General features: G+C 69.7%; 19 protein-coding genes and 1 tRNA gene. 13 read left to right on the forward strand and 7 right to left on the reverse strand.

Translation table 11 applies throughout. The features are described 5' to 3' along the window. Window positions 1-3 precede the first annotated feature (3 nt). The 4 genes from AVW09_RS03510 to nusG all read left to right on the forward strand — a co-directional run bounded on the left by AVW09_RS03510 (window position 4) and on the right by nusG (window position 3,109). Window positions 4-1,365 carry an NAD-dependent succinate-semialdehyde dehydrogenase gene (locus tag AVW09_RS03510; protein ID WP_063256693.1) on the forward strand — a complete coding sequence of 454 codons (1,362 nt, stop codon included), beginning with the start codon at window positions 4-6 and terminating at the stop codon, window positions 1,363-1,365. 172 nt (window positions 1,366-1,537) lie between these two features. Further along, a tRNA-Trp gene (locus tag AVW09_RS03515) sits at window positions 1,538-1,610 on the forward strand. Window positions 1,611-1,653: 43 nt separating this feature from the next. Continuing rightward, on the forward strand, window positions 1,654-1,929 hold the full coding sequence (gene secE / locus AVW09_RS03520; protein ID WP_022880015.1) for a preprotein translocase subunit SecE: 276 nt from the start codon (window positions 1,654-1,656) through the stop codon (window positions 1,927-1,929). Window positions 1,930-1,990: 61 nt separating this feature from the next. After that, window positions 1,991-3,109, forward strand: a complete 1,119-nt coding sequence (gene nusG, locus AVW09_RS03525; protein WP_063256694.1) for a transcription termination/antitermination protein NusG — start codon at window positions 1,991-1,993, stop codon at window positions 3,107-3,109. 214 nt (window positions 3,110-3,323) lie between these two features. Here the strand turns inward: nusG and AVW09_RS03530 are convergent, their stop codons facing one another. Further along, window positions 3,324-4,277 (reverse strand): hypothetical protein, encoded by a 954-nt coding sequence (locus tag AVW09_RS03530; protein ID WP_063256695.1) that lies wholly within the window; start codon window positions 4,275-4,277, stop codon window positions 3,324-3,326. A gap of 383 nt (window positions 4,278-4,660) precedes the next feature. Between AVW09_RS03530 and rplK the strand changes: the two genes are divergently transcribed. From rplK to AVW09_RS03555, 5 genes are all read left to right on the forward strand, one after another. Next, on the forward strand, window positions 4,661-5,092 hold the full coding sequence (gene rplK, locus AVW09_RS03535) for a 50S ribosomal protein L11 (RefSeq protein WP_022880012.1): 432 nt from the start codon (window positions 4,661-4,663) through the stop codon (window positions 5,090-5,092). A gap of 11 nt (window positions 5,093-5,103) precedes the next feature. Further along, a complete protein-coding gene (gene rplA, locus AVW09_RS03540) occupies window positions 5,104-5,796 on the forward strand; it encodes a 50S ribosomal protein L1 (protein WP_022880011.1) in 693 nt (230 codons plus the stop codon). Between the two features lie 226 nt (window positions 5,797-6,022). Next, entirely contained in the window at window positions 6,023-6,823 is an 801-nt protein-coding gene (locus AVW09_RS03545) for an amino acid ABC transporter substrate-binding protein (RefSeq protein WP_063256696.1), read from the forward strand. A 119-nt stretch (window positions 6,824-6,942) separates the two neighbouring features. Beyond that, a complete protein-coding gene (locus AVW09_RS03550) occupies window positions 6,943-7,566 on the forward strand; it encodes an amino acid ABC transporter permease (RefSeq protein ID WP_231901763.1) in 624 nt (207 codons plus the stop codon). Further along, window positions 7,553-8,332, forward strand: coding sequence for an amino acid ABC transporter ATP-binding protein (locus tag AVW09_RS03555; protein ID WP_063256698.1), 780 nt, complete (start codon window positions 7,553-7,555; stop codon window positions 8,330-8,332). The genes AVW09_RS03550 and AVW09_RS03555 overlap by 14 nt, the downstream gene beginning before the upstream one ends. Before the next feature lie 87 nt (window positions 8,333-8,419). Here the strand turns inward: AVW09_RS03555 and AVW09_RS03560 are convergent, their stop codons facing one another. Together AVW09_RS03560 and AVW09_RS03565 are read right to left on the reverse strand one after the other, a co-directional pair. After that, window positions 8,420-8,698: an acylphosphatase gene (locus AVW09_RS03560; RefSeq protein ID WP_063256699.1), complete on the reverse strand. Its 279-nt coding sequence runs from the start codon at window positions 8,696-8,698 to the stop codon at window positions 8,420-8,422. Between the two features lie 15 nt (window positions 8,699-8,713). Further along, window positions 8,714-9,358: a LysE/ArgO family amino acid transporter gene (locus tag AVW09_RS03565; RefSeq protein ID WP_063256700.1), complete on the reverse strand. Its 645-nt coding sequence runs from the start codon at window positions 9,356-9,358 to the stop codon at window positions 8,714-8,716. Window positions 9,359-9,427: 69 nt separating this feature from the next. Here AVW09_RS03565 and AVW09_RS03570 point away from each other — a divergent pair, with 69 nt between their 5' ends. After that, window positions 9,428-10,330 (forward strand): LysR family transcriptional regulator ArgP, encoded by a 903-nt coding sequence (locus AVW09_RS03570; RefSeq protein ID WP_063256701.1) that lies wholly within the window; start codon window positions 9,428-9,430, stop codon window positions 10,328-10,330. Here the strand turns inward: AVW09_RS03570 and AVW09_RS03575 are convergent. From AVW09_RS03575 to AVW09_RS03590, 4 genes are all read right to left on the reverse strand, one after another. Continuing rightward, complete coding sequence (locus AVW09_RS03575) at window positions 10,317-11,339, reverse strand: NADP-dependent oxidoreductase (protein WP_063256702.1); 1,023 nt, start codon at window positions 11,337-11,339, stop codon at window positions 10,317-10,319. The genes AVW09_RS03570 and AVW09_RS03575 overlap by 14 nt on opposite strands. A 91-nt stretch (window positions 11,340-11,430) precedes the next feature. Further along, window positions 11,431-11,928 (reverse strand): MarR family winged helix-turn-helix transcriptional regulator, encoded by a 498-nt coding sequence (locus AVW09_RS03580; RefSeq protein ID WP_063256743.1) that lies wholly within the window; start codon window positions 11,926-11,928, stop codon window positions 11,431-11,433. Window position 11,929: 1 nt separating this feature from the next. Beyond that, complete coding sequence (locus AVW09_RS03585) at window positions 11,930-13,624, reverse strand: MDR family MFS transporter (protein WP_063256703.1); 1,695 nt, start codon at window positions 13,622-13,624, stop codon at window positions 11,930-11,932. A gap of 97 nt (window positions 13,625-13,721) precedes the next feature. Continuing rightward, window positions 13,722-14,393: a YqaJ viral recombinase family protein gene (locus tag AVW09_RS03590; protein ID WP_063256704.1), complete on the reverse strand. Its 672-nt coding sequence runs from the start codon at window positions 14,391-14,393 to the stop codon at window positions 13,722-13,724. Between the two features lie 256 nt (window positions 14,394-14,649). Here AVW09_RS03590 and AVW09_RS03595 point away from each other — a divergent pair, with 256 nt between their 5' ends. The 3 genes from AVW09_RS03595 (at window position 14,650) to rplL (ending at window position 16,941) form a co-directional block, all read left to right on the forward strand. After that, a complete protein-coding gene (locus AVW09_RS03595; RefSeq protein ID WP_156495949.1) occupies window positions 14,650-15,633 on the forward strand; it encodes a type IV toxin-antitoxin system AbiEi family antitoxin domain-containing protein in 984 nt (327 codons plus the stop codon). 367 nt (window positions 15,634-16,000) lie between these two features. Then, window positions 16,001-16,516 (forward strand): 50S ribosomal protein L10, encoded by a 516-nt coding sequence (rplJ, locus tag AVW09_RS03600; RefSeq protein WP_022879998.1) that lies wholly within the window; start codon window positions 16,001-16,003, stop codon window positions 16,514-16,516. 38 nt (window positions 16,517-16,554) lie between these two features. Then, window positions 16,555-16,941, forward strand: coding sequence for a 50S ribosomal protein L7/L12 (rplL, locus tag AVW09_RS03605; protein WP_063256706.1), 387 nt, complete (start codon window positions 16,555-16,557; stop codon window positions 16,939-16,941). Window positions 16,942-17,072: the final 131 nt, after the last annotated feature.

Below are 17,072 nucleotides of genomic sequence, written 5' to 3' on the forward strand. Positions count from 1 at the left end.
CACATGAGTGACTACGCCGTCGTCAACCCCGCCACGGGGGAGACCCTCGCCGAGTACGACACCCTGTCCGACGCCGGCGTCGAGGCCGCCCTCGCCGCCGCGCACGACGGCTTCCGCGTCTGGTCGCGGACCGCCCCTGCTCAGCGCGCCGAGGCCCTGCGCCGCGTGGCCCAGCTGCACCGCGAGCGCCGCGACGACCTCGCCGCGATCATCGTGCGCGAGATGGGCAAGCCGCTCGAAGCGGCGCTCGGCGAAGTCGACTTCGCCGCCGACATCACCGAGTACTACGCCGACAACATCGACAAGATCACGGGCGACACCCCCATCGACATCCTCGGCGAGGGCACCGCGGTCATCCGGCGCTCCGCCCTCGGCCCGCTGCTGGGCATCATGCCGTGGAACTTCCCGTACTACCAGGTCGCCCGCTTCGCCGCGCCGAACCTCGCGGTGGGCAACAGCATCCTCCTCAAGCACGCGCCGCAGTGCCCCGAGTCCGCGGAGGCCCTGCAGCTCATCTACCGCGACGCCGGGCTCCCCGAGGGGGCGTACGTCAACATCCGCGTCACCAACGACCAGGCCGCCGCGATCATCGCCGACCCGCGCGTGCAGGGCGTCTCGGTGACCGGCTCGGAGCGCGCCGGTGCCGCCGTCGCCGAGGTCGCCGGCCGCAACCTGAAGAAGGTCGCACTGGAGCTCGGCGGCTCCGACCCGTTCATCCTCCTGTCCACCGACGACCTCGACGCGGCCGTGCAGGCGGCGGTCGATGCGCGCCTCGACAACAACGGTCAGTCCTGCAACGGCGCCAAGCGCTTCCTCGTGGTCGACGACCTGTACGACGCGTTCCTCGCGAAGTTCACCGCCGCCCTCGGCGAGGCCAAGGTCGGTGACCCGTTCGCCGAGGACACCGTGCTCGGCCCGCTGTCGTCCCTCGCCGCGGCCGAGCGCCTCGATCAGCAGGTGCAGCGCGCCGTCGCGCAGGGTGCCACGCTCGAGGTCGGCGGGACGCGCGACGGCGCCTTCTACCCCGGCACGGTCCTCACGGGCGTGACGCGCGACATGGATGCGTACGGCGAGGAGTTCTTCGGCCCCGTCGCGACGGTCTACCGCGTGTCGGGAGAGGACGAGGCCGTGGCGATCGCGAACGACACCGGCTTCGGCCTCGGGTCGTACGTCTTCACGACGGATGCCGCTCAGGCGGAGCGCATCGCGGAGCGGATCGAGGCCGGGATGGTCTACGTGAACCTCGTGCTCGCCGACTCGCCGGAGCTGCCGTTCGGCGGCGTGAAGCGCAGCGGCACGGCGCGTGAGATGGGGCTTCTCGCGGCCGACGAGTTCGTGAACAAGAAGCTGATCCGCATGGCCTGAGTCGTGCCCGTCCCCCGGCGCGGTTCGCCACGTCGGGGGACATGGCATAGACTGGGGAGTGCAGTCGAAATCTGCATTCTTTCGCCGTGCCCCGCGCACAGGCGGCATCCCTCCCCGAGAGATTCCTGGCGAAAGTGTGTCGGTTTCGCATCCCGGGCCCTCCGCGGGCCTTAGGGCGGTAGCTCAATTGGCAGAGCAGCGGTCTCCAAAACCGCAGGTTGCAGGTTCGATTCCTGTCCGCCCTGCGCACAGCGCACGCTGGCAACGAGAAACGACCTAGGTGGTTCGATGACGCAGGACGAGGCGAGGGGCGAGATCGTCGCAGAACGCGGCGCGCCCCGCGAGAAGAAGCTCAACTTCTTCGCGCGGATCGCTCTTTTCATCCGTCAGGTCATCGCGGAACTGCGCAAGGTCGTCACGCCCACGCGGCAGGAACTGGTCAAGTTCACGGCCGTGGTCCTCGGGTTCGTCGTCGTGATGATGGCTCTCGTGTACGGCCTCGACGTGCTGTTCGTGTGGCTGACTACCGCCGTGTTCGGCATCCCCGGCGCCGCCGGCGCCTGACCGGCGCTTCGGCGGACGCGCGGCCCCACGAGCGGCCGCCCCAGAACGGAAGAGATCACCAGTGTCTGAAAGATATGTCGACGACGCCGATTGGGCGCCCACGGCCGAGCAGTCCAGCGAGGACGACGAGGCCCAGGAGGGCGACGTCCTGGCGTCCCAGGAGCACGCGTCCGACGCGGCCGAGCACAGCGCCATCCACATCGTCGACGACGAGGACGATGACGACGACGAGCTCGACGACATCGACATCACCGACCCGGAGGCCGACGCCATCGTGAACGACGCACTCGAGATCGACGAGGCCAGCGAGGCCGAGGCCGCCGCCGAGGTGCTCAACGACTCCCTCGCCGAGGAAGCCGCCGAAGAGGCTGCGGAGCTCGCCGATGAGGTCACTCCCTACGACGGCCCCGACATCAACGGCGAGCCCGACGCGCCCGTTCTCGACGAGGACTTCGTCGAGGAGGTCTCCGCCGCCGCCGGTGTGGTCGACGAGGTCGAGGCATCCGTTTTCCCCGCCGACGCGGCGGAAGACGAGGACGCCGTCGACGACGAAGACCTCGACCCGTACGAGGCGTTCCGCGCCGAGCTCCGGTCGCTCCCCGGCAAGTGGTACGTCATCCACTCCTACGCCGGCTTCGAACGCAAGGTGAAGGCCAACATCGAGCAGCGCAAGTCGACGCTTGAGGTCGAGGACGACATCTACCAGGTCGAGGTCCCGATGGAGGACGTCGTCGAGATCAAGAACGGCCAGCGCAAGATGGTCACGCGCGTGCGCATCCCGGGCTACGTGCTCGTGCGCATGGACCTCAACGAAGACACCTGGTCGGTCGTGCGTCACACGCCCGGCGTCACCGGCTTCGTGGGCAACGCCCACAACCCCACGCCGTTGCGCTTCGACGAGGCGTTCAACATGCTGAAGAGCCTCGTCGAGGTCAAGGAGTCCGCTCCGGCCAAGGGCGGCGCCGCGAAGGGGGCTCCCGTCGCGCAGCGCGTCATCCCCGCCGAGGTCGACTTCGAGACCGGCGAGACCATCACGATCAAGGAAGGCTCGTTCGCGGGCCTGCCCGGCACGATCAGCGAGATCAAGCCCGAGAGCGGCAAGCTCACGGTGCTCGTGTCGCTCTTCGAGCGCGAGACCCCGGTCGAGCTGTCGTTCGACCAGGTCACCAAGATGCTCTGACGCGCTCCGCGCTGTCGCGAACGCCCCGCCCGGCTCCCGCCGGCGGGGCGTTCGCCGTTGGCGTGCCGGGGGCTGGTGCTCGTTGCGCTGGAGGTGGCGCCGAGGCGCGCCCCGTAGCCATAAACGCGATCGGCGGGAAGAAACGCCCCGCCGCGCCGTTTCGTGCGGTGGATGCCGTTTGTCGCAGCGGTTTTGCGGGCGAGGGGTCCGCGGCTCAGCGCGAGCGCGGGTTGCGCCCGATGTGGAGCAGATTCGCCGTGTCCGCGACGCCGGTGGCCGGGAGGCCGGCGGAGTGCAGCGCCTCGTACACGCCGTCGCCGCGGAGCGCGCCGGCATAGTCCCAGCGGGCGATGCGCCACCCGGCTCGACGGAGAGCGTCCTCACGGCGTTTCTCGTCACGCACGGCCGCGGCGGCCTCCGTGGGATCGTCGGGGCTGTACTTCACCCACCCGTCGACCTCGCCTAGCACGCGGAACTCGGGCCAGCAGAAGTCCGATCGATAGACGCGACCGGCGACCCGGTGCTCGGCCTGCAGCAACGGGGCAGGGAATCCGTACCAGTGCGCGACCGCGCGGCTGACTGACTCCGCGACGGACTCCGCCTCGCCGGTTGCCTGCTCGCAGATCCACTCGACGCGCCGACGGCCGCGGAGGGAACGTTGCGCGGCGGCGGTGTCGCGGACGTGCTGGGGGAAGACGTCGAGGCGGCGGATGGCCGCATCCGCGACCGCGAGGCCGAACGCCGGCGGCAGCGCGCGTGCGAGATCCGTCACGGTGTCGACGGCCGACGTGATGCGGAGTCCATGCGACGTCGTGGGCCGACGTGAGTCGGCGCTCGTGTGCGCCACCACATCGCCGTGCACGAGGGAGCGAGAGCGCCGACCGTCGAAGATGTGCACTCGATGGGGATGCCCGAAGAGGGGGAGCCCGAGGAGCGCCGCGGCCGACTCGTGCGAGAACACGGCGTCCGGACGGACGAGCGCGTACGCGTGCACTCGAACCAGGTATCGGTCCCATTCGGCGAGGGCATCCCACTGCTGCCGCACCGTGTAGACGCCCGGTCGCACGCGGTGGAGGCTCGCGTCGTTGTGCGGGTAGCGGCCGGCGCGTTCGGCATCCGCCGTTCGGAAGAGCGGAGCCGGAGAGGGGCGGAGCGGGAGCGGGTGCATGCGCCGAGGATGCCAGGAGCGCTGACACCGCGAATGACACCTGTGGACAACTCGACCGGGGGCTCGGCATTCGGTGCCCTCCGTCGGCAATAAACGCGATCGGCTGGAAGAAACGGCCCGCGAAGACGTTTGTTCACGTGGATGCCGTTTATCGAGGGCGCAAGCGCGCCGCGCGGTCGCGCCCGGGGCGGGCGCAAGCGCGACGGGCGGGCGCAAGTGCGGGGCGGGCGCGAGCGCGGGGCGGGCGGGGGAGCGGGGATGCCGGGACGTCGCGTATGATGGGGAGGTTGCTCGTGCGTCTGCGCGAGCGCGACCGCTGTCCGGAACGGCCGGACGTGCGGGAGAGAGGGGCCCTGAGGCTCCGCTCGAGAGAGGAAAAGGATATGGCACCCAAGAAGAAGGTGACCGGCCTGATCAAGCTCCAGATCAAGGCGGGTGCGGCCAACCCCGCGCCCCCGATCGGTCCGGCGCTCGGTCAGCACGGCGTCAACATCATGGAGTTCTGCAAGGCCTACAACGCGGCGACCGAAGCCCAGCGCGGCAACGTCATCCCCGTCGAGATCACGGTCTACGAGGACCGCAGCTTCACGTTCATCCTGAAGACGCCCCCGGCCGCAGAGCTCATCAAGAAGGCCGCCGGCCTGGCCAAGGGTTCGCCGACGCCGCACACCACCAAGGTGGGCAAGCTCACCAAGGAGCAGGTGCGCGAGATCGCTACGACCAAGCAGCCCGACCTGAACGCGAACGACATCGAGGCTGCGGCCAAGATCATCGCCGGCACCGCCCGTTCCATGGGCATCACGGTCGAGGACTGAGGGAGATAATCATGGCTACCAAGTCCAAGGCTTACCGGGCCGCCGCCGAGAAGGTCGCGCCCGACACGTTCTACACCCCGACCGAGGCCGTCGCCCTCGCGAAGGAGACCGGCTCGAAGAAGTTCGACTCGACCGTCGAGGTCGCGCTGAAGCTTTCGGTCGACCCCCGCAAGGCCGACCAGATGGTCCGCGGCACGGTCATCCTGCCCCACGGCACGGGTAAGACCGCGCGCGTCATCGTCTTCGCGAACGGCCCCGCGGCCGAGGCGGCCCTTGCTGCCGGTGCCGACGAGGTCGGCGGCGCCGAGCTCATCGAGAAGGTCGCCGGCGGTTACACGTCGTTCGACGCGGCCGTCGCCACGCCCGAGCTCATGGGCCAGGTCGGTCGCCTCGGTAAGGTCCTCGGTCCCCGCGGCCTCATGCCGAACCCGAAGACCGGCACCGTGACCCCCAACCCGGCCAAGGCCGTCGAGGAGATCAAGGGCGGAAAGATCGAGTTCCGCGTCGACAAGCACGCCAACGTGCACTTCGTCGTCGGCAAGGCCTCGTTCTCGGCCGAGCAGCTCGACGAGAACCTCAAGGCCGCGCTCGAGGAGATCATCCGCCTCAAGCCGTCCAGCTCGAAGGGCCGCTACATCCAGAAGGGCGCCGTTTCGACCACGTTCGGTCCCGGCATCCCCCTGGACGTCAACGCCTTCGTGTGACGCCCCTCGTCGAAAGCCCCGTCGCGCCTCGTGCCGGCGGGGCTTTCGCTTTGCGCCCACCGCCCCCGCCCCACAGCCCGAGGTCCCGCCCTCCCGGATGCACGAACGTGCAACACGACGTCATCCGGGAAGGATGCCGCCCCGACCCGTGTTGGGCTGGGGGTGCCTTCGCGCACACCCCCGGACCCTCGAGAATCCCCCGCACGCACCACAGCAAGGAACACCCATGCCCCGTCGTCTCCCCGTCGTCGCCGCCGCCCTCGGCGCTCTCGCCCTCGCCCTCACCGCCTGCAGCGGTACCTCGACGTCCGCGTCGAGCGCGCAGGGCGATCACCTCGGCCTCGTCTCGGCCGGAACGCTCACCGTCGCCACCGAGGGCACCTACCGCCCGTTCTCCTTCCACGACGAGTCGGGCACCCTCACCGGATTCGACGTCGAGATCGCGCAGGCCGTCGGCGAGAAGCTGGGCCTGAAGGTCCGCTTCCAGGAGACCCAGTGGGATGCCATCTTCGCCGGGCTCGACGCGGGACGTTTCGACGTCATCGCGAACCAGGTCTCCATCAACCCGGAGCGCCAGGAGAAGTACCTCTTCAGCTCGCCGTACACCGTGTCCCGCGGCGTCATCGTGACCGCCGACACCGACTCGTCGATCTCGAGCTTCGCCGACCTGTCGGGCAAGACCACCGCGCAGTCGCTGACGAGCAACTGGTACGAGCTCGCGACGCAGAGCGGCGCGCAGGTCGAGGCCGTCGAGGGATGGGCGCAAGCCGTCGCGCTCCTCAAGCAGGGTCGCGTGGATGCCACGATCAACGACCAGCTGACCTACCTCGACTACGAGAAGACGAACAGCCCGACCGGCCTCAAGGTCGCCGCGGAGACCGACGACACGTCCGACAGCGCGTTCGCCACGACGAAGGACAAGCAGGCTCTGACGGATGCCATCGACAAGGCGCTCGACGAGCTCCGCACCGACGGCACCCTCGCCGAGATCAGCCAGAAGTACTTCGGCGCCGACGTCACGAAGTAAAGCCCCGTCGCGCGCCCGCGCCTCCCGCCTAGCGTGGGAGGGCGGGCGTGCCGCGTTCGCGACAGGAAGGAGGCCGAGTGAACGACATCTGGACGCTGCTGCTCGATTCGTTCTGGCCCATGGTGCTGGCGGGCCTGCGGGGGACCATCCCGCTGTCGCTGGCGTCGTTCGCCATCGGACTCGTCATCGCCCTCGGCATGGCGCTGCTGCGGCTCTCGCGCAACGTGGTGCTGCGAGGGATCGCGCGGTTCTACATCTCGGTCATCCGCGGCACGCCGCTGCTCGTGCAGCTGTTCGTGATCTTCTACGGGCTGCCGGCGGTCGGTGTCGTCATCGACCCGTTCCCGGCCGCGGTCATCGCGTTCTCGCTCAACGTCGGCGGGTATGCCGCCGAGGTGATCCGCGCCGCGATCCTCTCCGTCCCCCGCGGACAGTGGGAGGCCGCGCACGTCGTGGGGCTCTCGCCGCGGAAGACCCTGACGCGCATCATCCTGCCGCAGGCCGCCCGTGTCTCGGTGCCGCCCCTGTCCAATACGTTCATCTCGCTGGTGAAGGACAGCTCGCTGGCATCCCTCATCCTCGTCACGGAGCTGTTCCGGCAGGCCCAGAACATCGCCGCGTTCTCGTACGAGTTCATGGCGGTCTACCTCGAAGCGGCCCTGATCTACTGGCTGTTCTGCCTCGTCCTGTCCGCCGGGCAGGGCGTGCTCGAGAGGAGGCTCGATCGCCATGTCGCACGCTGACGACACCCGTTCCCCGCTGCTCGAGGTCCGGGGTCTCCAGAAGAGCTTCGGCGACACCCGTGTTCTCGACGGGGTGGACCTCGAGGTCCGCCGCGGCGAGGTTCTGGTCCTGATCGGCCCGTCGGGCTCGGGCAAGACGACGGTGCTCCGGTGCCTCAATGGCCTGGAGACCCCCGAGGCGGGTCGCGTCGAGTTCGACGGCGGCCCGACGATCGACTTCGCCCGTGCCGTGCCCAAGGCCGACCGCGCCGCGATGCGCGACCGGTCGGCGATGGTGTTCCAGCACCACAACCTGTTCCCGCACCTCACCGTGCTGCAGAACGTCATCGAGGGTCCCGTGCACGCGCATGGCGTGCCCAAGGCCGAGGCCGTCGCCCGTGCCGAGGCGTTGCTCGCCCGCGTGGGACTCACCGAGAAGCGTGACGCCTATCCCTCGGAACTCTCCGGTGGCCAGCAGCAGCGCGTGGGGATCGTGCGGGCGCTGGCGCTGCAGCCCGACCTCCTCCTGTTCGACGAGCCGACGAGCGCGCTCGACCCCGAGCTGGTGGGTGAAGTGCTCAAGGTGCTCCGCGGGCTCGCCGACGAGGGCTGGACGATGGTCATCGTGACGCACGAACTCGGCTTCGCGCGTGAGGTCGCGGACGAAGTGCTGTTCTTCGACGAGGGCGTCATCGTCGAGCGCGGGGCCCCCGCGACGCTGTTCACGGCGCCGCAGAAGGAGCGCACCCGTCGGTTCCTCGACCGTCTGCTGCGGCCCCTGGACTGACCTCGTCCGGAACTGGATGCCAGCGCACCCCTGTTCCACGCGCCCGAGGTGCGACCAACTCCGCGCGGGTCTCCCGAACGGTCGAGGTCAGGCCGAGGCCCGGATCTCGAAGCCCGTGGCGTCCTCGGCATCCGGGAGTTCGGTGACCTCGACCCGCTCGACGTGCGCGAGCGGCGGACCGTGGTGCGCCCACGCGACGAGCGCGTCGACGGCCGACGGCGCGCCGCTCACGCGCGCCTCGACGGCGCCGTCCCGGCGATTGCGCACCCAGCCCGCGACGCCGAGCCGCTCCGCCTCGGCGCGCAGCGCCCAGCGGAATCCGACGCCCTGCACGTGCCCGCGAACGGTGATCTCGACGGTGGCCATGGCTCCATTGTGACCTCACCCGGTGAACACCGGGAGGACGAGCGAGAACGCCAATGCCCACATGACGAGGGCGATGACACCGTCCAGTATCCGCCAGGCGCGCGGGCTGTCGAGCCAGCGGCCGAGAAACCGCGCGCCGAAGCCGAGGGCGGTGAACCAGACCACGCTCGCGGCGGCGGCCCCGACGCCGAACACCCCGCGCTCGGCGCCGTGCGTCGCAGCCACGGACCCGAGGAGGAACACGGTGTCGAGGTAGACGTGCGGATTCAGCCACGTGAGCGCGAGGCACGTGAGGATCGCCGCCGCGCGGGTTGTCGTCACCGTGCGCGTGCGGGCGACGATCGGCGCATCCTCCTCGACATGGAGGGCAGCCCCCGACGGCTGCAGCGCCCGCCGGGCGGCGACGACGCCGTACCCGACGAGGAAGGCGGCCCCCGCCCAGCGCACGACGGCGAGCACCCACGGCACCGCAGTCACGATCGCGCCCACGCCCGAGACGCCGAGCGCGATCAGCACCGCGTCCGAGGCCGCGCACACCGCGACCACGGCGAGGACGTGTTCGCGGCGCACGCCCTGGCGCAGGACGAAGAGGTTCTGCGCGCCGATCGCGACGATGAGCGAGAGGCCGAGACCGAATCCGGCGGCGAGGGAGGAGAGCACCCTCCGACGCTAGGGGGCGCGTGGCATCCAGACCAGTTCAGGATTCTGAAGAAGCATTAGCATCACTTCATGTCGGTTCCTCTGGATCTCGCGCGCACGCTGGCCACCGTGGTGGACGAGGGCACCCTGGATGCCGCGGCCCGCCGCCTCCACATCACCCCGTCCGCGGTGAGCCAGCGTCTGCGCGCGCTCGAGGACCAGCTCGGTCGGGTCGTGCTCGTGCGGTCCAAACCCGTGCGGACGACGCCCGCGGGTGACGCCGTGGTCCGCCTCGCGCGCCAGCTCGCGCTGCTCGAACACGACGCGCTCGCGGCGATGGGCGCGGACGACGGGGCCGTGGCATCCATCCCGCTCGCGGTCAACGCGGACTCGCTCGCGACCTGGTTCCTGCCGCCGCTGCAGCGGGTCGCAGAGCGCCGACCCGTGGTGTTCGATCTGCACCGCGACGACCAGGACTTCACCGCGGGGCTGCTGGAGTCCGGCGTCGTCATGGCGGCGGTCACGTCGCGGGAGGCGCCCGTAGCGGGATGCCGCGTGAGTCGCCTCGGGGTCCTGCGCTACGAGGCGGTCGCCTCCGCCGGATTCGCCCGGCGGTGGTTCCCGGACGGGGTGGACGCGGCGGCCCTGGCGGTGGCGCCGGTCGTCGACTTCGACCGACGCGACGATCTGCAGACGCAGTGGCTCTCCGCCCGCGGCGTACCGACGGGGGAGCCGCCGCGGCACCGCGTCCCCGCGTCGCAGGACTTCGCGACCGCGGTAGCCCTCGGACTCGGGTGGGGACTGCTGCCGGGCTTCCAGTCCGCCGCGGGTCTTGCGAGCGGCGCGCTCGTGCGGCTCGGCGGTGATCCCGTCGACGTGCCCCTGTTCTGGCAGCAGTGGAACCTCACGTCGCCCCTCCTCGACGAGGTCGCCGAGGAGGTCGTCGGCGAGGGGCGGCGCGTGCTCGCGTCCGGCGGGGTCAGTCGTCGCTGACGCTCAGCACGATCTTGCCCCGCGTGTGCCCCTTCTCGAGTTCGCGGTGGGCGTCCGCGGCATCCTCGAGGTCGAAGACCCGGTCGACGAAGACGCGAACGGCGCCGGAATCCAGCAGGCGTGCGATCGTGGCGAGCGCGCTGCCGTCGGGCACGACCTTGTATCCGGTCGAACGGATGCCACGTGCCGCGGCCGCTTCGCGATAGCCGGGCCACGCGCCCGTGGGGACCTCGATGAGCAGACCGCCCGGACGAAGGACCTCGAGCGAGCGCGTCCCCGTGTTCGCGACGGTGTTGCCGATCAGGTCGACGACGACATCGACGTCGGCGAGGGCATCCTCGAATCGGACTGCGGTGTGATCGACGACCTCGGCCGCGCCCAGCTCGCGCAGCCAGTCCAGGTTGCGCGGTGATCCGGTCGCGATCACGTGCGCGCCGAAGTATGCGGCGAACTGCACGGCGAAGTGTCCGACGCCGCCGCTCGCCGCGTGGATGAGGATGCGCTGGTTCGCGTGGGCCAGCGCCGTCTCGACGACGACGCCCCACGCGGTCAGGGCGGCCAGGGGAACCCCGGCGGCCTCCACGTGCGAGAGCGCCGCGGGCTTCCGCGCGAGGGAGAGCGATGGGACGACGGCGTACTCGGCGTACGTGCCGGGCGTGCGCGGGGTGGGCGTCATGCCGAACACCTCGGTGCCCGGCGGGAACGGATGCGACTCGTACGGGGTCGCGACGACGACACCGCTGAAGTCGTAGCCGAGGGTCGCGGGCCACGACGTGATCGCGCCGCTCGCGCCGCGGCCGGCCCGCGTCTTCGCGTCGATCGGGTTGATGCCCGCCGCGACCACGCGCACCAGCACTTCGCTCATGATCGGTGTCGGCACCGCCACGGTCGCTTCATGCAGCACGTCCGGGTCGCCGGGGGCGTCCAGGACGACGGCGCGCATGGTCTCGGGATGGGTGGGGCCGGGCGCCTCGACGCTGGCCTCGGGACGCGTCGATCGGAATCTCATCCGGCGCTCCTCTCGCAGGTCACGTCGATGGCGGCTCCGCCTCGACTCGACCAGTCAAGCGCGCCATTGTCTCGGCGGTGTTACGCCTCGATCACCGTGTCGCGTCCGCTCCCCGCGGGGAGCGTTCACCCGCGGCCGGCGCCCCGCCCACGGCGAGGGCGTGCAGCATCGTCGAGAGATGCGCGATGTCGTCGACCGACCAGTCCGTCAGCGCCTCGTAAAGGCGGCTCTCGTGCGGTGCGCGCGCATCGTCGAGGCGCTCCTGCCCGAGCGCCGTGACCGCGATGAGGCGCGAGCGTCGATCATTCGGGTCGAGGGTGCGCGTGACCAGGCCCGCGCTCTCGAGGTCGCTGATCGCGCGGCTGAGGAATCCCTTGTCGGTGGCGAGACGTTCAGCGAGCGTCGAGAGCGTGATCGGGCCGAACCGGCTGACGACCGACAGCGTCTTGAACGTCGCCGGGAGCATCCCCGGGCTGACCCGTTCCGCCGCCTCCGCGATGTAGCGGCGGAACGTGGTCAGGAGCTCGGAGAACGACGTTTCGAGCGCGTGCACGGCGGCCTGTCGCTCGGCGTCGTTTTCGCTCGTCATGTCACCCATTCTCCCCCATCGGGGCGTCCGAACGCGTCCGACGACGCGACGTGACGTTCACCGTCGGGACGGTTCCCGTCGTGGCCAGCGCCGCCATTCCTTCCGGGACCGACACGGTGGCGAGGTCCGCCTCGCTCGCGGCGACGCGCTCCGACGTCGTCATGCGCGTGAGCGGACGGTTCGGCAGGAACACGATGGCGAGGAGGCTCACGATCGCCACCGGCACCGCGATGAGGAACGAGTGCGCGATGGACTGGGCGTAGATGTCCTCGACGATGACGCGCACCGCGTCGGGCAGGCCCGACACCTGGGGGATCGTGCCGGACTGCAGCGCCTGGGCGACCGGCGCCCCAGCCGAGCCAAGGCCCATGATCGCGGTCTGCAGGTCGGCGGCGCGGTCGGTGAACAGGCTCGTCGCCGTGCTCGCGAGCACCGCGCCCATGACCGACACGCCGATGGTGCCGCCCAGGCTGCGGAAGAACGTCACGCCGGAGCTCGCCGCCCCCATGCGCTCGGGGTCGGCGGTGTTCTGCACGATGAGCACGAGGTTCTGCATCGTCATGCCGACACCGGCGCCCAGCAGGAACATGTAGAGCGACACCAGCGCGAAGTTCGTGTCGTAGTGGATCGTCGACAGCAGGTAGGTGCCCGCGATGAGCAGCACGCCGCCCGTGATGAGGAACGGCTTCCAGCGGCCGAAGCGCGTGATGAGCGCGCCGACGATGATGGATGCCAGGAGCAGACCCGCGATCATCGGGATCGTCATGACGCCGGCCTCCGTGGGAGTCGCTCCGCGCGCCATCTGCATGTACTGGCTGAGGAACACCGACGTGCCGAACATCGCCAGGCCGGTCGCGATCGAGGCGATCGTGGCGAGGGTGAACGTGGCATCCCGGAAGAGGGTCAGCGGCACGAGCGGCTCGGACGAGCGCAGCTCGACCACGATGAACAGGATCGCGGCGAGAATGGCGCCGCCGACCATGAGGAGCGTCTCGGTGCTCGCCCAGTCGAAGGACCGTCCGGCGTTGGTCACCCAGATCAGCAGCAGCGAGACGGCGGTCGACAGCAGCACGATGCCGAGGTAGTCGATCTTGACCTTGCGCTTCGCGCGCTTCGGGAGGTGCAGCGTGCGCTGCTGGATGAGGAGCGCGGCGACGGCGAACGGCAGGGCGACGAAGAAGTTGAACCGCCAGCCGAAGGCATCCGTGATCACGCCGCCGAGGAGCGGGCCGCCGACGGTGGCGACGGCCATCACGGCGCCGAACAGGCCCATGTAGCGGCCGCGCTCGCGCGGGCTGATGATGTCGGCCATGATCACCTGGCTGAGCGCGGCGAGGCCACCCGCGCCCAGACCCTGCACGGCACGGAAGGCGATGAGCATGTCGGTGTTCTGCGAGAACCCGGCGGCCGCGGTGGCGAGCACGAAGATCGCGATGGCGACCTGGATCAACACCTTGCGGTTGAACAGGTCGGCGAGCTTGCCCCAGATGGGGGTGGAGATCGCGGTGGTGAGAAGGGTTGCGGTGACGACCCAGGTGTAGGCGTTCTGATCGCCGGACAGGTCGTGGACGATGACCGGCAGCGACGTCGAGACGACGGTCGAGGCCAGCATCGACACGAACATGCCGAGGAGCAGTCCGATCAGGGCGGGGAGCACGCGCCGCGGCGCGGCGGTGTCGGGGACGGTTGAGGTCATGCGGAGGTCTCCTGGGGGAGGAAGGATGCCGCGACGACATCGGCGCGATAGTTGACTAGAAGCAACTATACGCCGAATGTTTGATGTGAGTCAACTATCAGTCGAGGAGCGCGAGCGAGCGATACCTCTCGGTCGGCTCGGGCCGCGCGGCGGGCGCGCGCCCGGCGGTGGTGCGGCGGTACAGCTCGTCGATCAGCGACGTGGCGAGACGGACGAGGGACGCGATCTCCTTCTCGTCGCGGTCCACCCACTGGCAGCGGGGCTCGTCGTCCACCGGGACGAAGCCGTCGTGCTGCTCCCACGCGACGAGGGTGCGCTCCGCCCCGAGCACGTGCTGCTGCCACCAGACCTGCCGCAGATAGGTGCGAGGGATCGACCGCCACGACTTGTTGGTCGTCTTGATCTCGGCCAGGACGATGCGCCCTTCGGCATCCACGACGACCCCGTCGGGGGTCGCCAGGTGCCGCTTCTCGACGACGGCATGGTAGAGCGCGGACGAGGGCTGGATGCCATGCGTCGCCGCGACCCACGCGGCGATCTCGGGCTCGCGCCGACGACCGTGCGCCGTGTAGGCGTTGCCCGAGAAGTTCGAGCCGAGGAGCTTGGCATCCGCCGCCCGCGCGATGGCGTTGGCGCTCGTGAGGGTCGCGACGTCCGTCGCGGTGATACCCCGCGAACGCGCGCGGATCCAGGCGACACGGTCGCGGGAATCGGCGACGATCCGCGACTCGAGGTCGGCGCTGCGGGAGGCGACGAGCTCGGGGGACATGCGTTCGACCCTAACCCCGTCGGGCCGCGGGTTTGTTCGATGGCGCGGTGTGTCTCGCGGTCGCCGTTTCGGACCCAGCGCTCACGATCGGGTCGAGCGCCCACGCACGGGTCGACCGTGACGGGCGCGGTCGACCGGATCGTGGGCGCTGGGCTGGGGGTCGGTGCCTCCTGCACAGGGCGGCAATGCGGCGACGTGTCCACAGAAGCGTGGAGGTGACGGTGCGGGGGTGGCGTGGAGTGGGCACGCTGAGCGGATGCCACGTGACCTCACCCTCGCCGAAGCCCGCGACATCCTCCGCTCGAGGGAGCGACTGCTCGAGCGGAACGTCGCGGCGAGGCAGCTTCGCGCGTCATCGAATGGGGGGTGGGAACGTGTGCACCGCGGCGTATACGCCGCACAAGAGGCTGTGAGTGATCTCCGCCCGGCCGCACGACACAGGCTCAATACGTTGGCGGTGGTTTCGCGGATGAGGGGAGGGGGTGCCGTGGTCTCCCACGTCTCCGCGGCCGTGCTCCATGGCCTGCCGCAGTATCGCTTTCGGGGCCAGCCCGTGGAACTCACCTTGCCGCCCGGTGCTCGCGCGGCGAGTCGCCCCGGCATCCATCGATATCGCGACCACCTCGACGGAGAGGATGTCGTCGAGCTCGATGGCATCCGGTGTACGTCGCTGGAAAGGACGGTCTTCGACGTCGCCCGCACGCGGGGGCTCGAAGCGTCGGTTTCCTGCGCCGATGCCGGCCTGCGATGCGTCGCGGGAGAGGGGCACGGTGTGGACGTCGCGAAGCAGGAGGCGTGGCGCGACAGGATGCGGGAACGGGCGCTGCAGGCCAAAGGGCGGAGGGGTGTCACAGCGGCGCGATGGGTCGTCGAGTTCGCGGATGGGCGAGCCGAACTGCCGGGGGAGAGCGTCAGTCGCCTGCAGCTGTTCCGGCTCGGGTTCCGTGATCTGGATGTTCAGGTACCGGTCGCCGGGCCGAAGGATGCGACCGACTTCGTCGACATCGGGTTGGCTGAGGCCGAGACATTCTGGGAGTTCGACGGAGAAGGCAAGTATCGAGACGCGGCGGCGAGAGCCGGAAAGTCCATCGACGACGTGATGCTCGCGGAGAAGCGTCGAGAAGACTGGATCCGTGGGACCACCCGCTGGCGAGTGTGCCGCGGGGGCTTCCGGGACATCGCCACGCCGGAGACGCTCGCCGCCCGCCTCCGCTCGTTCGGTGTCCGCCTCCCCGGGTGAGGCCTACCGTCCGACCACCGCTCACGCTCGGGTCGATCGCCCACGAACGGGTCGACCCGAGCGTGAGCGCTCGACCGGATCGTGAGCACTCGCCGGGGCGGGGCGCTGGGGAGGAGCGGGATTTGGCGTGCGGGCGGGGCGCGGGGTACAGTAGCAGCAAGCCAAAGACCGCCGGTCATCTTCGTGCGTGCACGAAGATCGAAGCGTCTGCCGAAAGGCAGAGGACCTGCGCAGGTATACGTAACTCCTCCCGATCGGGATTCCGAGCTCCGTGCGCCTGCGCCGGAGCTCTTCTTTTTTGCCGTCGCCCGGTGTCTTGGCCGGTGCCCCGCTTCCGCGGAGCACCTCGTACACACAAGGAGTGGCCATGGCGCAGAAGGACGCATCGGTCGCCGAGCTCACGAAGCACTTCGAGAACTCGACTGCCGTTCTGCTGACCGAGTACCGCGGTCTGACGGTTGCCCAGCTCAAGCAGCTGCGCAACGACATCCGTCAGGACGCGGAGTACGCCGTGGTGAAGAACACGCTGACCAAGATCGCCGCCGCCAACGCGGGGGTCTCGGGACTGGACGACGAGCTCAAGGGCCCGTCTGCCATCGCGTTCGTGCACGGCGACCCCGTCGCCGTCGCGAAGAGCCTGCGTGCCTTCGCCAAGGCTAACCCTCAGCTCGTGGTGAAGGGCGGCTACTTCGATGGCGCCCCGCTCACCGCGGATGAGGTCAACAAGCTCGCCGATCTCGAAAGCCGTGAAGTCCTGCTGGCGAAGCTCGCCGGTGCGATGAAGGCGACGATGACCAAGGCGGCATACGTCTTCCAGGCGCTTCCGTCGAAGGCCGTTCGCACGGTCGACGCGCTGCGCGAGAAGCAGGACACCGCGGCCTGACCCGGCCCGGATGACAATCCCGATCAAGGAGAAACACAATGGCTAAGCTCAGCACCGAAGAGCTGCTCGACGCGTTCAAGGAGCTCACCCTCATCGAGCTCTCCGAGTTCGTCAAGGCGTTCGAGGAGACCTTCGACGTCACCGCCGCCGCCCCCGTGGCCGTGGCCGGCCCCGCCGCCGGTGGCGCCGCCCCCGTCGAAGAGGTCGAGGAGAAGGACTTGTTCGACGTCGTCCTCGAGGCCGCCGGCGACAAGAAGATCCAGGTCATCAAGGTCGTCCGCGAGCTCACCTCGCTCGGCCTCGGCGAGGCCAAGGCCGTCGTCGACGGTGCCCCCAAGGCCGTGCTCGAGGGCGCGAACAAGGAGACCGCCGACAAGGCGAAGGAGGCCCTCGAGGCTGCCGGCGCCACGGTGACCCTCAAGTAATTCCACGCACTTCGCGTAACGAAGGCCCGGATGCCATTGGCATCCGGGCCTTCGTCGTTTTCCCGGCAGCGCGGGATGGATGTTCACCGACTCGAAACATCGAAGTCTGGGAAATGGGTATGTGTTCGTTT

It is taken from the genome of Microbacterium sp. T32, from assembly GCF_001619615.1.
In the GTDB taxonomy this organism is placed as follows: domain Bacteria; phylum Actinomycetota; class Actinomycetes; order Actinomycetales; family Microbacteriaceae; genus Microbacterium.